18 protein-coding genes, 2 tRNA genes and 1 other RNA gene are annotated in these 14,747 nt (G+C 66.5%); 12 read left to right on the plus strand and 9 right to left on the minus strand.

From position 1 onward, the window contains the following. A partial coding sequence (locus tag Aple_RS13780; RefSeq protein ID WP_155345008.1) for a DNA polymerase III subunit gamma and tau occupies window positions 1–1,996 on the minus strand: 1,996 nt, incomplete at its 3' end. A gap of 60 nt (window positions 1,997–2,056) precedes the next feature. Then, window positions 2,057–2,152, minus strand: an RNA gene (ffs, locus tag Aple_RS13785) — signal recognition particle sRNA small type. Between the two features lie 82 nt (window positions 2,153–2,234). Between ffs and Aple_RS13790 the strand changes: the two genes are divergently transcribed. The 6 genes from Aple_RS13790 (at window position 2,235) to Aple_RS13815 (ending at window position 5,972) form a co-directional block, all read left to right on the plus strand. Next, window positions 2,235–2,320, plus strand: a tRNA-Ser gene (locus Aple_RS13790). A gap of 411 nt (window positions 2,321–2,731) precedes the next feature. After that, the gene (locus tag Aple_RS13795) at window positions 2,732–3,145 is read left to right on the plus strand and encodes a ribonuclease domain-containing protein (protein ID WP_155344940.1); all 414 of its coding nucleotides are present in this window, start codon (window positions 2,732–2,734) and stop codon (window positions 3,143–3,145) included. 8 nt (window positions 3,146–3,153) lie between these two features. Further along, window positions 3,154–3,528, plus strand: a complete 375-nt coding sequence (locus tag Aple_RS13800) for a barstar family protein (RefSeq protein WP_155344941.1) — start codon at window positions 3,154–3,156, stop codon at window positions 3,526–3,528. Between the two features lie 269 nt (window positions 3,529–3,797). Beyond that, a complete protein-coding gene (ypfJ, locus tag Aple_RS13805; protein WP_155344942.1) occupies window positions 3,798–4,748 on the plus strand; it encodes a KPN_02809 family neutral zinc metallopeptidase in 951 nt (316 codons plus the stop codon). Between the two features lie 46 nt (window positions 4,749–4,794). Beyond that, window positions 4,795–5,634 (plus strand): KPN_02809 family neutral zinc metallopeptidase, encoded by an 840-nt coding sequence (ypfJ, locus tag Aple_RS13810; protein ID WP_155344943.1) that lies wholly within the window; start codon window positions 4,795–4,797, stop codon window positions 5,632–5,634. Between the two features lie 41 nt (window positions 5,635–5,675). Beyond that, entirely contained in the window at window positions 5,676–5,972 is a 297-nt protein-coding gene (locus Aple_RS13815) for a type II toxin-antitoxin system VapB family antitoxin (protein WP_155344944.1), read from the plus strand. Window positions 5,973–6,049: 77 nt separating this feature from the next. Here Aple_RS13815 and Aple_RS13820 read toward each other — a convergent pair whose 3' ends face one another. The 7 genes from Aple_RS13820 to Aple_RS13850 form a co-directional block, all read right to left on the minus strand. Further along, window positions 6,050–6,838, minus strand: coding sequence for a type I restriction enzyme HsdR N-terminal domain-containing protein (locus Aple_RS13820; protein WP_170321452.1), 789 nt, complete (start codon window positions 6,836–6,838; stop codon window positions 6,050–6,052). A gap of 168 nt (window positions 6,839–7,006) precedes the next feature. Then, window positions 7,007–8,167 carry a hypothetical protein gene (locus Aple_RS13825; protein ID WP_155344946.1) on the minus strand — a complete coding sequence of 387 codons (1,161 nt, stop codon included), beginning with the start codon at window positions 8,165–8,167 and terminating at the stop codon, window positions 7,007–7,009. After that, a complete protein-coding gene (locus tag Aple_RS13830) occupies window positions 8,164–8,721 on the minus strand; it encodes a DUF4365 domain-containing protein (RefSeq protein WP_170321453.1) in 558 nt (185 codons plus the stop codon). Before Aple_RS13830 ends, Aple_RS13825 begins: the two co-directional genes overlap by 4 nt. Before the next feature lie 122 nt (window positions 8,722–8,843). Next, window positions 8,844–8,931: transfer RNA gene (locus tag Aple_RS13835), tRNA-Ser, on the minus strand. Window positions 8,932–8,974: 43 nt separating this feature from the next. Next, window positions 8,975–9,403, minus strand: coding sequence for a tRNA adenosine(34) deaminase TadA (gene tadA, locus Aple_RS13840; RefSeq protein WP_155345009.1), 429 nt, complete (start codon window positions 9,401–9,403; stop codon window positions 8,975–8,977). 14 nt (window positions 9,404–9,417) lie between these two features. Then, window positions 9,418–9,900, minus strand: coding sequence for a tRNA adenosine deaminase-associated protein (locus tag Aple_RS13845; protein ID WP_155344948.1), 483 nt, complete (start codon window positions 9,898–9,900; stop codon window positions 9,418–9,420). 15 nt (window positions 9,901–9,915) lie between these two features. Then, the gene (locus Aple_RS13850; RefSeq protein WP_155344949.1) at window positions 9,916–10,404 is read right to left on the minus strand and encodes a tRNA adenosine deaminase-associated protein; all 489 of its coding nucleotides are present in this window, start codon (window positions 10,402–10,404) and stop codon (window positions 9,916–9,918) included. A 140-nt stretch (window positions 10,405–10,544) separates the two neighbouring features. Between Aple_RS13850 and upp the strand changes: the two genes are divergently transcribed. The 6 genes from upp to Aple_RS13880 all read left to right on the plus strand — a co-directional run bounded on the left by upp (window position 10,545) and on the right by Aple_RS13880 (window position 14,605). After that, window positions 10,545–11,183, plus strand: coding sequence for a uracil phosphoribosyltransferase (upp, locus tag Aple_RS13855; protein ID WP_155344950.1), 639 nt, complete (start codon window positions 10,545–10,547; stop codon window positions 11,181–11,183). 135 nt (window positions 11,184–11,318) lie between these two features. Next, on the plus strand, window positions 11,319–11,534 hold the full coding sequence (locus Aple_RS13860) for a three-helix bundle dimerization domain-containing protein (protein WP_155344951.1): 216 nt from the start codon (window positions 11,319–11,321) through the stop codon (window positions 11,532–11,534). A gap of 76 nt (window positions 11,535–11,610) precedes the next feature. After that, window positions 11,611–11,787: a hypothetical protein gene (locus tag Aple_RS13865; protein WP_155344952.1), complete on the plus strand. Its 177-nt coding sequence runs from the start codon at window positions 11,611–11,613 to the stop codon at window positions 11,785–11,787. Further along, on the plus strand, window positions 11,784–12,314 hold the full coding sequence (locus tag Aple_RS13870; protein ID WP_155339877.1) for a PH domain-containing protein: 531 nt from the start codon (window positions 11,784–11,786) through the stop codon (window positions 12,312–12,314). Before Aple_RS13865 ends, Aple_RS13870 begins: the two co-directional genes overlap by 4 nt. Window positions 12,315–12,472: 158 nt before the next feature. Further along, window positions 12,473–13,801, plus strand: a complete 1,329-nt coding sequence (locus Aple_RS13875; RefSeq protein ID WP_155344953.1) for a helix-turn-helix domain-containing protein — start codon at window positions 12,473–12,475, stop codon at window positions 13,799–13,801. A 117-nt stretch (window positions 13,802–13,918) separates the two neighbouring features. Continuing rightward, a complete protein-coding gene (locus Aple_RS13880) occupies window positions 13,919–14,605 on the plus strand; it encodes a FadR/GntR family transcriptional regulator (RefSeq protein ID WP_155344954.1) in 687 nt (228 codons plus the stop codon). Window positions 14,606–14,747: the final 142 nt, after the last annotated feature.

The following is a 14,747-nucleotide window of genomic DNA, read 5'->3' on the forward strand; positions in this document are numbered from 1 at the left end:
TTCTGGGGGCGATTGGGGCGGTTGTCGCGGTGGGAGTGGCGTTTGTCGGTGATTCAGGTGCCGGGCTGGCCTGGGCGCGCTGATCTGAGAGGGGCTGCGGCGCTGGAGGGTGTGCCGTACCTGTGGGGGAGCCGCTGGGAGCAGGGCCTGCGGGTGGGCGGGGCGTGCCGCCGGTTGGGCCTGAGCCGACCACCACGTCGACGCGCCAGCTGCCGCCGAGGACGTCACCGAGGGCGGCGGCGACCACTTCGTCGCGTTTGCCCTTAAGGAAGCCTTGGACGTCGCCGGGCTTTTCGAAGCCTACGGTGACCAGGTTGCCTTCGGCGCCCAGCAGGCGGCCTTGGGCGTTGAGGATCATCCAGGCAACCCGCTGCCGGGTTTTGACGGCCTCCAGGACGTGCGGCCATGCCTGCATGACGGTGCCCATCCCGGAAGATTCCGCGGGTGCGGGCGCGGACGCGGGCTCGGCGGCGGGGGGTTGCGGGCTGCTGGGCATACCCGGACGAGCCGCCACAGGCCAGTCGTCGTCGGATTGGGTACGGCCGCCCGTCGAGCCGGTTGACGAACCGTTGCGAGGTTCGGGAACAGAGGCAGCCGAGGGGGTTTCGGGGGCGGATGCCGGACCAGATTCATGGCCGGGGCGGGAAGCAGCGGCGGAGGTCGTACCAGATTCATAGCCAGGAGAGCCGGAGGCAGAGGCCGTACCTGGTTCATGGCTGGTGCGGGAACTGGCGGCGGCGGTCGCACCTGACCCGGCATGGGTCGTGGCGGGGGGCAGGCCGGATCCAGCGGGGGCCGTGGCGGATCCATGGGCGGGAGCCGTACCGGATGGGGGGCGGGGGCCTTCGCGTTCGAGGCGTTCGAGGCGGGCCAGGAGGGCGGCTTCGCCCTGGGCGGCGGCGGGGAGGAGGAGGCGGGCGCACATGAGTTCCAGCAAGAGCCGGGGCGAGGCCGCGCCGCGCATTTCGGTCAGACCGGCGTTGAATACCTCGGCGGCGCGGGTGAGTTCGGCGGGACCCATGGAGACGGCCTGCCCCTGCAGGCGCTCCAGCTCGTCGGCGGGCCGATCGAGAAGACCGTTACCCGCGGCTTCCGGCACATTCGCCAGAATGACCAGATCGCGGAAACGCTCCAGCAGATCCATCGCGAACCGCCGCGGATCGTGACCGCCCTCGATGACGCGGTTCACGGCCTGGAAGACGAGCGCGCCGTCACGACGCGCGAACGCGTCGACGATCTCGTCCAGGAGATCACCGTCGGTGTAACCGAGCAGCGAGACCGCGCGCTGGTAGGTGATGCCGGCGTCGTCGGTGCCCGCGAGCAACTGATCCAGAATGGAGAGCGAGTCACGAGCGGAACCAGCCCCGGCACGGACGACCAGCGGGAGCGCGGCCGCCTCGTACGGCACCGACTCCGACTCCAGGATCTCCTCCATGAGCTGCCGGATCGTCGCGGGCGGCATCAGCCGGAACGGGTAATGGTGGGTCCGGGACTTGATCGTCCCGATGACCTTCTCCGGCTCGGTGGTCGCGAAGACGAACTTGAGATGCGGCGGCGGCTCCTCGACGAGCTTGAGCAGCGCGTTGAACCCCTCCCGGGTCACCATGTGCGCCTCGTCGATGATGTAAATCTTGAACCGCGCGGAAACCGGCGCGAAGAACGCGCGTTCCCGCAGATCGCGGGCATCGTCCACACCACCGTGCGACGCCGCGTCGATCTCGATCACATCAAGATGGCCGGGCCCCGTCGGCGCCAGCGCCACACACGACTCGCACACCCCGCACGGATCGGGGGTCGGCCCTTCCGCACAGTTCAGACTCCGCGCGAGGATCCGGGCACTGGAGGTCTTCCCGCAGCCACGCGGCCCGCTGAACAGATACGCATGATTGATCCGCCCACTCCGCAACGCCTGGCGCAGCGGCTCGGTGACGTGTTCCTGCCCCTTGACCTCTGCGAACGTCCCTGGCCGGTACTTGCGGTAGAGCGCGAGACTCATACGGTCTCCTCGGGGAGAGCGTCGCCGATGGTCGGCTCCGGGATCGCGAGGATCCCAAAACCAGAAGACCCCCCGCACACCCGCCAGAGCCCGCTTATCCTTGCTGCCTTCCGGCCCTGGGGAGGTTCACAGGATGACGCCGCGCGAGGGGTCCTGACACAGTCTAGCCCTGCCCGGCAGTGCGTGAGGCCACCTCGGAATGGGCGCGACATCCCTTGGGTCATGTAAGCTTCTCGACGGAGGATTCGCCTAGTTGGCCTAGGGCGCACGCTTGGAAAGCGTGTTGGGGGCAACCCCTCACGAGTTCGAATCTCGTATCCTCCGCGCTTGGTTGAGCAGCAAAACACGCAGGGGCCGGTCGATCCAACCGGCCCTTTCGTGCGTCCGGGTCTCAGTTTGGGCGACTCTCACGCGCCGAGACCCGACCGGTGACGAACTGGCCGCCCAATTCGAGGCCTTAGGCGACTCTCATGCGCGGAGACCCGTGGCCGTCATCGCCGGTCGGCGGATAACTGCTGATCACCTTGGTCGCCTGTGGCCGCCTCTCATGGACAAGTACCCCGGATGGCTGATCCGTTTCCGCGCAGTCAACGTGCCGGCCACCTGGTGATGTCGCGGGCGTTCCCCAGCCGCGAAGAGTTCACCATCCCTTTGACGATCTTTCTCTTCACTTGACACGAGTCAAAGGTGATCATCAGGGGTGTCACTGCCCTCGCTTTCCCTCATGGAGGCTTCGTGCACACCCCGCATCGCCCCCGACCCTGGTGGCCGGCACGGCTCACCCTCGTGCTCGCCGCCATCGTCTCCCTGACCGGTGTGGCCGGCATCACCCCCGCCGAAGCGTCGGTCTACAACTCCTGCACCATCTCCCGCTGCTCCGACGCGCGTTCGGCCAACGCGACCTGGAGATCCAAGGGCTACCCCACCACCAGCGGCTGGTACTCCTGGCCGGACGGCAGGTACAACTACACTGGCGGACGCCACTACAACCGCGAGGGCCAGCTCCCCAGCGGCGCCACCTACTACGAGTACGACGTCTACTCCCGGGCACGGGGCGCCTCGCGTGACGCCTACCGGATCGTCGTCAACCGCAGCACCGGCGTGACCTGGTTCTCGCCGAACCACTACACCGACTTCTACCGGCTCTAGGAACTCCCATGACCGCCGCACGTCCGCTGCCGCAATGGCTGACAGTCTCCACTGGCCCGGCGCCGGCGGTCATCGACGGACGCGCCTGCCGGACCCGCGCCGCCTTCTTCGAGGAGGCGGCACGGGTCCTGCGTTTCCCCGACTACTTCGGCCGCAATTGGGACGCATTCGCCGACTCCCTCAGCGACGCGACCCGCGCCGGAACCCTCACCCTTGTCGTGGAACACGCCGAGGACCTCCTCAGCGCCGAGCCTCCCGAACAGTTCGCCACGCTGCTGAGCATCCTGGCCGAGGCCGCCCATACCGGACTGACCATAACGCTGTACGCCGACCCGGACCACGAAGCCCCGCTCCGCCAGCGGGCAACCGAAGCCCTCACCTGATCAGGGGAGCGGCACCGAGGCGCCCATCCTCCTGACCTCGCCCTGGATCTTCATGCTGGGCGTGGTCCTCCCCGCCGTGTGGTCGCGACACCCCGGACGTCCGATCGTGGAGCAGCTCCTGACACCGACCCGCGCATAATCGCCCCTCACAGCACATCCGAGAAGATCAGCCCACAAGGTGATCTTCTCGGATGTGCCCCGCGTGAACCACCTGAGCATGGGGATGATTACGAAGAGTAATCGGCCGGGCGCTCAGGAGGACTGCGCGGATGGATTTCAAAGACGACGCCGAACTGGACCCGTCCCAGGTCGAGGACGCCAGGGCGTCGGGGCCGCAGCCGGGCGGCGGCGGGTCGATGCCCGGTTGTGGCGCGATGCCCGGCTGCGCGCTGCCGATCGGCGGCAAGGGCGGATGTCTGCTCGTCATCATCGGCCTCGGCGCCATCCTCCTGCTCGGCCAGCCCCTGCTGAACGGCTTCTCGGGGGAGTACGGCAACCAGCACCCGCCCAGTCCCCGCCAGCCCCAACCCAGCGGAAACCTAGCCGACCGCTGCAAATTCGGCGCAGACGCCGACCAATCCGAAGATTGCCGAATAGTCGGAATCGTCAACAGCATCCAGACCTACTGGAAACAAGCTTTCGCCGGCCGCGGTCGCACGTACACCCCCGCCCGCACCCACCTCTTCGGCGGCACCCGCACAACGGTATCCACAGCCTGTGGAAAAGCCGACTCCTCCGTCGGCCCCTTCTACTGCCCAGCCGATCGAAAGGTGTATCTAGACCTAAGCTTCTTCAACGAGCTCGAAACCCGCTTTGGCGCACAAGGCGGACCTTTCGCCCAGGCTTACGTCATCGCCCACGAGTACGGTCACCACGTACAGAACCTGCTCGGCACCATGCGACGCGTCGGCAACGACCGGCAGGGCGCCAACAGCGGCGCGGTCCGGCTGGAACTGCAAGCCGACTGCTACGCCGGCGTGTGGGCGCACAACGCGCTGCGCACCGGCTTCTACACCGAACCCTTCAGCAAGCGAGACATCGACGAGGCGCTCAGCGCCGCCTCGGCGGTCGGCGACGACAGCATCCAGCGGCGCACCCAGGGCTACGTCACCCCCGAGGGCTTCACCCACGGGACCTCGGCGCAGCGCGAGAAGTGGTTCAGCGTCGGTTACGACTCCGGCGACCCCGGACGATGCGACACGTTCGCGGGAAGGATCTGAGGGCAGCTGTGACGGTCGGAGACAACCGACCGCGGGAGCGTCCCAGATGGACTTCGACGATCAGGCACAACTGGACACATCCCAGGTGGAGAACCGGGGCCGCGGCGGGCTCGCCATCGGCGGTGGCGCCGCCGGAATCATCGTCCTCATCGTGGCCCTGGTCTTCGGGATCAACCCCGGCGACATCATGGGCGGCGGCCAGCCCGCCGGCCTCGAACCCACCTCTGACCTCAGCGAGAAATGCAGAACCGGCGCCGACGCCGACCAGGACGAGCAGTGCCGCGTCGTCGGCGTGGTCAACAGCATGCAGGAATACTGGTCAGGCGAGATCCAGGGCTACGAACCTGCCAAGACCGCCCTGTTCACCGGCGGCGTACAGACCGGCTGCGGCACCGCCGACTCATCGGTGGGCCCGTTCTACTGCCCTAACGACCGCAACGTCTATCTGGACCTGACCTTCTTCGACCAGCTGCGGTCCCAGTTCGGCGCCTCCGGCGGACCTTTCGCTCAAGCGTACGTAATAGCCCATGAGTACGGTCATCACGTACAAAACTTGCTCGGAACCATGGGCAAGGTGAGCCAGGACCAGGGCCCGGAAAGCGACTCCGTCCGCCTAGAGCTCCAAGCCGACTGCTTCGCCGGAGTATGGGCGAAGAACGCGGTAAGCACCGGCTTCTACGCCAAAGAGTTCACCAAGACCGACATCAAGGAAGCACTCGACGCCGCGGCCGCCGTCGGCGACGACAGCATCCAGGAGCGCACCCAGGGCCGCGTCACCCCCGACGCCTTCACTCACGGCACCTCCGAGCAGCGCGTCAAGTGGTTCACCTCCGGCTACGACTCCGGCGACCCCGCCCGCTGCGACACCTTCTCCGGCACTCCCTGACCAGCAGGCAAAGCAGCCCCTTTTCTCCTAAACTACGTAGCGTGATCTTTAAGTTGGTCGGCGATGGCCGCCCCTACCCCGAACACGGCCTCGGCCATCGCGAATGGGCCCAAATACCACCCAGACAGGTCAGACTCGACACACTAGTCACCACGAAAGCGGTCCTAGACCTCCACTCTCTCCTGGCCAAAGACTCCACCTTCTACGGCGACCTGTTCCCCCACGTCGTCCAATGGCAGGGCGAGTTCTACCTGGAAGACGGCCTCCACCGCGCCCTACGCGCCGCCCTCCACCAACGCTCCGTCCTCCACGCCCGAGTCCTAGAACTAGAAAACTAACCCCCCGTCGGCCAGCCGGAACAAACCCACGTTGTTCCTCTGGCCGATCCCAACTCAGCCCTCGGGCCCACAGGCCCTTAAGCCAACGCCTCAGGCCGGATCACCTCGTCGCGAAGGATTCGAGCGAGATCCTTGGTATCCGCGTTGTGGCTGGTCTGGCGACGTATCTCCAACCGGATGCTCTCCAGCATGGAGTCGGACAGAATCACCTGAGCCAAGGACTTCGGCGAAGTTGCGGCCCGTGCCTTCCAAAGGCTGTCGATGAGCCGGCGTTTGAATGCGTCCTTGCTCAGGTAGAACAGTCCATCTGTTTTAACGGCAAGAGAGTCCTCGCCCAGCAGATCGACTTCAAGAGCCAGATCGACGAGGACTGGCAATCCTCCGGTGAGATGGTAGACCTGCCAGACCTGACCGTTGGTGAGGATCAGCCACTCGACGCCCTCATTCACGGCATACATCTGCACCTGCCGAAGGTGCTTGATACCGAGCCGTTGCGTACAGCGCTTCACTTCAATGAAGGCGACCAGTTGCTTGTCGATGCGAATCCCGTAGTCCGCAAAATCACCCTTGACCTGGTATTCCATGGTCAGCTCTTCGTACTTGTCGTAGCCGAGACCGTCGCACAGAAGATCAGTGATGAGAAGCCGGGTTTCGGCCTCGTTCGCGTCGCGGGCGACGAGGTCGGCGAGGGGCTTGGAGTAGCGACGAATGGCCGCTCGAACCCGGTCGCGGGCATCGGTCTCCCATTTCGGCACCGTACGCGAGGAGGGACTGACCTTCTTCGCAAGGGCCGCCTTGGGGGTGGCCGCCTTCACGGGAACGGGCGCACCTTCGGTCACATTTGATGCCGCGGTCTGCTCACTCACTATGTCCCGCCCTGATGCGCTAGTGGCTAGTGTGACAAGGCACGGTAGATGGAACGGTCCGTAAATCGCAGGCGAATGCGTCGAGTGTCCACATGTGGACAGCAAGCAAGCGGGCGATTCGACGACCGAACGATTTCTTGGCCAAGAAATCCTTCGAGCTGCGCTGTGTTACCCGTCGGTGGCTTCTTCGAGTGGGAGACGTATCGATACGGGTGCGGTTAGCCACCACGATCGCTTTGCCAGAGTCACGACGCCTGAGGCGATGATTGGGTGCCGATCTTCGTGGGCGCGGATGGCGAGTCGGTAGTCATCCCCGGCGAGTCTCATCTTTACCCGGCGTCGGGTCCGGCCGAGATATCCGTCGACCACCACGACGCCTTCGTCCTGGCCTTCAGCCCGTTCCAGACGGATTACCTGGCCAAGGACGTCATCCTGCTCCACGACCGGGCGGCCACGAAGCGACTCCTGAACTCGTTCCAGGCGGGCTGGACTGGGACGAGGAAAGATCACGCGGCTCAGCGTGGCTTCCGGTGGGGGTTGGCTTGGTGACCAGCGGAAGGACATATCCAGGGCGCGGATACCCGGCTGCTGACTCATCTTCTCCAGCGAGTCGATCAATTCCGCGCTTGCACCACGTTGAACCGCGTCGTCAAGTTCGGCCTCCGAACCGTCCGCGAGCAAGTCGCGGGCGGCGGCCAGCCCCGTCGCCAGCGTCGTCATCACCCGACGTGTGTACGTACCGATGACCGCCTGATCGTCGGCGTCACGTTCAGGAAGTTCCTCTGACCTGATATCGGCATGACGGGCAAGGATGGTGAGGACGAAGCTGCCCCGCAGGGTGTGCCCCATCCGGACCTCCTCGGCGAGGAATTCCTTCACCGCATCAGGACGTCGCCCCGGATTCGAGGCACGCGGCCTGATCGCGCTGCAGGCGGCCGCCGTGAGCATCTGGCTCACACCGTTCAGCAGTTCCTGCGCCTCACTTAGCGGTATCGATCCGTCCAGGGTCTGCTGATCCGTGCGAAGCAGCAGAATGTCACTACGAGCGCTCGCGATCTCCAGGGCGAGATCTTCCTGGTTGCCGATGCCATAGACGTCCGCGATCGTGGCCAGGGCATCCGCCAGGCGCGCGGAGAAGTCACGGTACGAGCGATCGTACGGAAGCATCAGACTGGCGTCCGCCAGCACGTTCTCCCAGATCGAGAACAGACCATCCCGCACGTCGGTCTGAGCCCATCCGCTCACCTCAAGAAAGGCCTCGATCGCCGCGGGCGACAGATCTTCGGTGAGGATCAGTGGCCGGGCAACGTGGTCACTCGTGGCGTTCATGGCTGTCCTCCATCGCCCACACGCTGAAGTATCCCCAGGAGCTGCTCGACATTGAAGACGTTCGCCCTGGGAAGGACCACGGTCTTCGACGCGGTTTCGATGGGTTCATGCCCTTCGAGGCACACCCAATATGCAGTCTTACGGAGCAGCATGCCCTCCTCCTGCGTCTCCAGCCATCGATCAAGCCGGTGGGGCACCAGGAGAACGACAAGGATCTTCCGGTTGTAGGTCCGCAGATCACGCAGGGCGTCATAGTGACTGCGATCTAGAGACCAGTGCACGCCATCGTCCCTCAGGACATCCTGCTCGGTGCACTTCATCTGCACATCCACCGTGGACGAGCTGAACCGACGATGATTGGCGACCTGACGGATCGTGTAGTCGACGCGCTCGTCATCTACCCTGAGGTCCGAGATCTTGCACCGGCTGGCCGCTGTGATCGCATGCGTGAAGGCGAGGCTGAACTGCTCCTTGCACTGACTGGCGTGCAACGAGCCGTAGGGAGCACCAGCGGAGGTCCACAGCTCACCCCACTGATCTTGCTGCGAAAGCACCCGTGTCCCCTCCAACGTCCGGAGAGCTGCCAGGTCTAACACACCGGACCGACAAAACGAGGCGACCGCGAAACACAAGAGAGCCGCTGACCTGCGGACGCAGATCAACGGCTCATTTCGGGTGGCGGTGGTGGTGGGATTTGAACCCACGGTAGGTTGCCCTACACGCGCTTTCGAGGCGCGCTCCATCGGCCACTAGGAGACACCACCGCGCAGCAGCTTACCGGACAAAGGTGGGTGGGTGCGCCTGCATTCAGGGGCGGCGGGCTGCGAAGAAGGTGCGCAGCAGGGCGGTGGATTCGTCGGCGAGGACGCCCATGAGGACTTCGGGGCGGTGGTTGAGGCGGCGGTCGCGTAGGACGTCCCAGAGGGAGCCGGCGGCGCCGGACTTCTCGTCGGGGGCGGCGTAGATGACGCGGGCGAGTCTGGCCTGGACAGCGGCGCCGGCGCACATCGTGCACGGTTCGAGGGTGACGACCAGGGTGCAGCCGGTGAGGCGCCAGTCGGCGCGCGCGGCGGCGCGGATGGCGAGGATCTCGGCGTGGGCGGTCGGGTCGTGGGTGGATTCCCGGGCGTTCCCGGCTTCGGCCAGGATCTCGCCGGCGGGGGAGAGCACGACCGCGCCGACGGGGACTTCACCGCGCTCCCCCGCCTGTACGGCTTGCGCCAACGCCACCCGCATGGCGTCCTCGTACGTCACCGCAACCGGTCGAGCTCGTCCCCGAAGGACAGCCGCTCCGCGACGACGGAGAGCGTGTCGGCCGGAAGCATGCCCTCCTCCATGCTGAGCTCCAGCAACTCCTCCGCGCTCAACCCGAAATCGGCGAGCAGCTCGAAGTCCCCGGCGGGCCGTACCCCCAGATCGGGTGTCTCCTTGTCCACCGCCACCCCGGCCAGCTCGGCGAACAGCTCGCCCAGCGAGTCGGCCAAACCGGCCTGCGCGTCGGAGAGGAACACGCGGGGATCGGCCTCCCCGTCGTACCGGACGATGGCGAACCATTCATCCTCGACCTCGACGCAGAGCACGGCCAGCTCGTCGCCGGTCAGCCCGAGGGCTTCCTGGACGGCGTCGCCGACGTCGTCGGCGATCTCCGCTTCGGTGAGGTCGACTTCGGCCCCGGTCCAACCGGAGCCGTTGCGAAGGAAGGCGGCGGCGAAGAGATTCGGTCTCGGTGGCATGTCCAGCTCCCGACGTCAGCCGGTGGCGGCGTCGACGGCACGTTCGAAGGGGTCGCGGAATCCGAGGCGCGCGGCGATGCTGAAGAGCACCTCGTCGGGGTAGAGGTCGTCGTCGCCGGAGAGGGCGCCGAGTTCCATCTCGTCTAGGCCGAGGTCGGCGAAGACCGACAGGTCGCCGCAGGGCAGGACGCTGTCGAGTTCCTCCTCCTCGGGCACGGGCACATCGAGGTAGTCGAGCACCTGGCGGGCCAGCGGCCATTCCCAGGCGGCGGTGATGTCGGAGAGAAAGACACTGACGCGTTCGCCGAAGACCCGTAACGCCACGAAGAAGTCATCCCCCACCGCGACCAAGCCAATCGTGCCGCCGTCGCTGGGCTGCTGGCGGAGGGCTTGGATGAGGCCGCGGAGGTCGGAGGTCAGCGCCACCGGCAGCATCTCGGCTTCCCAGTGATCGTCCTCGCGGTAGACCACAATGGCGAAGTCAAGCGCGTCTTCGTCTGTCATCGGTGCTCCACCGGCGCGGTCTTCACGTTGGCCATGGTCCCAGAAGTGCACCGATGCCGTCCGGTGCTCACGCCAAATTGTGATCAAAACAGCCGGGCTGCTTCCGGCGGAGCTAGCGGTTGGCGGTAAATTTTGCTGTCATGGAGACCCTCGTCGTTGATCATCCGCTTGTCGCCCACAAGCTGACCACGCTGCGCGACGTACGGACCGACTCGCCGACATTCCGCCGACTGGCCGACGAACTGGTCACCCTCCTCGCGTACGAGGCGACCCGCGACGTCCGGGTCTCCGCGGTGACGGTGGAGACGCCGCTGACCCCGGCCCAGGGCGTACGGCTGTCGCGGCCGGCGCCCATCGTGGTTCCGATCCTGCGGGCCGGCCTGGGGATGCTGGACGGGATGATGCGCCTGCTGCCGACGGCCGAGGTCGGTTTCCTCGGCATGATCCGCAACGAGGAGACGCTCGAAGCGTCCACGTACGCGACACGGTTGCCCGAGGACCTCTCCGGCCGGCAGTGCTACGTGCTGGATCCGATGCTGGCCACCGGCGGAACCCTCGCCGCCGCCATCCAGTTCCTGTTCGACCGCGGCGCGGAGGACGTGACCGCGCTCTGCCTGCTGGCGGCCCCCGAGGGCCTGGCGCACCTGGACGGGATGTTCCAGGGGTCCAGCCGCCCGATCCGGGTGGTCACGGCGGGCCTGGACGAATGCCTCAACGACCAGGGTTACATCCTCCCCGGCCTCGGCGACGCGGGCGACCGCCTATACGGGGTCGTCTGACCCCATTCGTCCTCTTTTAGGCACTCCGATCTCGGGCTTTCCTTCGCCATAGTTACAGTGCGTGCTGACACGGGTACGTAGAGTAATGACGACGTCTCTTTTGCGTCACTCGACGGGCGCGTGCCAGGGAGAGCCATGAGTCAGCTTCCGGACAATAGTGATCGTTACGAGCAGGTCGAGGCCGCGCTCCTAGATGAGTTCGCGGGGGTACACCCCGCCACGACCGTCACGCGCTGTATTCAGGCCGCCCACCATGGCGCTGTGGAAGTGACGGGTCACGCCTATCCCGGGCTGGTGGAGCGGATCGCCCGGAAACATCTACAGGTCCTCGCCGCCGCGCAGCGCGGTTAAGCAGGGGTCATATCGACGCCGGATGTTCCGATTTTTTCCGCTTTACCGAACAAGGTGCCTGGGTAATCTATACCTCATGGGAGTGGTGACGGCAGTGCAGGTCAAGAAGATCCTTAAGTGGGGAGCTGTGGCCCTGGTGGCGTTCTACCTGTTGTCGAGGCCGCATGACGCAGCCGACACCGTGACGGGCGCCGTGACCGGCGTCATGAACGCGGCGGACTCGGTGGCCCAATTCTTCGCGCGTCTCACATGAGGCTCGTGACCCACGGGGATTCGGCCCCGTCATCGGTCAACCGCTACCTCCTCCCCCACGAGCACCAGGTGATCATGGTCCGGCGTCACCCGGCCGTGCTGCTCCGCCCGGTGGCCGAGATCTTCGGTGGCCTCATCCTGGCCGGGCTGCTGAGCAAGTGGCTGGGGGAGAACAACGGGGGCAACGCCCTGGTCGTGATCTGGTGGGCCTGGCTGCTGCTACTGATCCGGTTTGTCTGGAAAGTGGCGGAGTGGTCGGTGGACTACTTCGTGGTCACCTCGGCGCGCATGCTCCTCACCACCGGGCTGATCACGCGCAAGGTCGCGATGATGCCGCTCGGCAAGGTGACCGACATGAGCTTCCAGCGCGACCTGCTCGGCCGCATGCTTGGGTACGGTGAGTTCGTCATGGAATCGGCCGGTCAGGATCAGGCCTTGCGGTCGGTCCCATACATCCCTTACCCGGAGACGTTGTACCTCGAAGTTTGCCAAATGATTTTCCCCAGCAAGGACGACTCGGACGACTGACGTCCACAATTGTCGCTTTCTCTGGTCGAATCCCGGGCGTGGACAACGGTTCGCCCCCGGGATTCCCCTTGGGATTCTTGACGGGAGGGTTACCCGATTAGGGGGCTTCGTGCCATCATGGCGGGACCATTGACCATTCCCATGCCCTGAGAGACCAGATGCCGAGTCAGGGAACCATAGGTGACCGCGTCCGAGGCCTGCGGTTGAGCAGGCGCATGTCCCAAGCCCAGCTTGCCGGGCCGGATCTGTCCGACAGTTACGTCTCGTTGATCGAGTCAGGTAAGCGAACGCCGACGCCGGTCGTCGCGCGCCTGCTGGCCGAGAGACTCGGTTGCACGACGGAATTCCTGCTGCACGGGATCGAACCGCGGCAGCGGATCGACACCGAGCTGAGCCTGCGCCACGCGGAGCTCGAGCTCTTCCACGGCGACCCGGCGATGGCGGCTGACCGCTTCAGCGACATCGTCAAGGCCGCGGGCGAGGAGAACGCGATGCTCGCGGCCCACGCCCGCTTCGGCCGGGCCCGGGCACTGGAATCACAGGGCAGGATCGGCCGCGCCGTCGAGGCGTTCGAGCGGCTGCGCCGGGAGGCCGCCGCGCATCCCGAGCGGCTCGCCGGACTGCCGCTGACGGTGGCGCTGTGCCGCTGCTACCAGCGCGCGGGCGACCTGCAGCGGGCCCGCGACCTGGGCGCGCAGGCGCTCTCCCAGGTGGATCAGCTGGGCGTGGACCAGGGCGAGCTCGCGGTCGACCTGGCCGCCGCGCTGGTCGAGACCGAGACCGGGCTGACCTTCGTGGACCGGGTGATCGCCTCCAACGGGGTGACTCCGGTCGCCGACCGCAGCAACGAGATCCTCGCGCTCTGGCAGGCCAGCGTGACCGCCGCCGAAGGTGAGGACTCCGCGCTGGCCGTGCAGCTGGCCGAGGACGCCATCGCCGCCGGACGGCCCGCCCGGATGGCCATCCGGATGGCCAGGATCGCGATGCGCTGGGCCAGGATCACCGTGACCAACCGCGCGGACCACGACCTGGACCGCGCCAACGAGCTGGCCACCGCCGCCGGTTCGGTCTTCGCCACCTTCCCCGCGGAAATGATCGAGCACGCCCGCAGCCTGATCATCCTTTCTCATGTACGGCTTCGCGCCGGAAACCCCGACGAAGCCGGAGATCTGGCCAACCGGGCGCTCGACGGCCTGGTGGGCGTTCGGGGCACGACTCCCGCGGCGGCCTATCTGGTGCTGGCGGAAGTGGCCCTGTCGCGGTCCCAGGACGCCGGCGGCGAGCTGCGCCGGGCGCAGGAGTTGCTCAGCGTGGCCGGGCCGCAGCCCGACCGTGAGACCGCCAGGACCTGGCGCGAGCTCGGCGACCTCTGGGGCCAGGCCGGTGCGCGGGAGAACCAGGCCAGGGCGTATCGTAGGGCGCTCGAAGCCGTGGGCATCCACGCGAACGTGCCGGGCACCGCGGTGCCTGCGGTGCTCACCCGATAGCTCCTCCCAGGGCACCCGGATTTGTGCTGGATGCCCTGGAATAATTAGGGTCGACCAGTCATTGACTCATGGGATGACTTGTGGGTTTAAGGCCGGTTTCCCCGGAGGAGGCGGACTGTGAGTCTGCGTACGGCGCAGCGTGCGTCTCTCGTGGACCAGGTGATCGACCAGCTCAAGGAGCAGATCATCTCTGGTTCATGGCAGCTGCATGGCAAGATCCCCACTGAGACCGTGCTCGCCGAGCAGCTGGGCGTGGGGCGCAACACCGTTCGCGAGGCCGTCCGCGCGCTCACCCACGCGGGCTTGCTCGACTGCCGCCAGGGCGACGGCACCTACGTCCGCGCCACCAGCGAACTGTCCGGCGCAATGGCTCGCCGCCTGCGCACCGCCGAACAGCTCGAAATCCTTGAGGTACGGCGTGCGCTCGAAGTGGAGGCCGCCCGACTGGCCGCCACCCGCAGGACCGACGCCGACATCGTGGTCATGGAGACCGCCCTGGCCCGCCGCGAGCAGGCCTGGGCCGGAGGCGACCCCACCATCTTCGTGGAAGCCGACCTGGCCTTCCACGTCGCCGTGGTGCAGGCCACCCACAACCGCGTCCTCATCGACCTCTACGCCGACTTCTCCGCCGCCCTGCGCGCCAGCATCGCGGCCGCGGGCGGCACCCTGGAACAGAACTACATCCCCCACGACGGCATCGTCCGCGCCATCGCCGCCGGCGACGCGGCCGCCGCCGAACACGCCGGCCACGCCTGCATGGAACACATCCTCATCGCCCTCACCGACGCCCAAGAACTCAGCTAACCCCGACCCGCCAGGCCACGCGCCGTTATCCGGCGCCGTTCACCCCGTCGGTAGTCCTCGCCATACCGGCGCCAAAGGGCCTGGCGGCATTCCTCCAACCGGCGAGCGCAGACGGCATTCCGCCGACCACTGCCGAGAACGC

The organism is Acrocarpospora pleiomorpha (genome assembly GCF_009687885.1).
GTDB lineage: Bacteria > Actinomycetota > Actinomycetes > Streptosporangiales > Streptosporangiaceae > Acrocarpospora > Acrocarpospora pleiomorpha.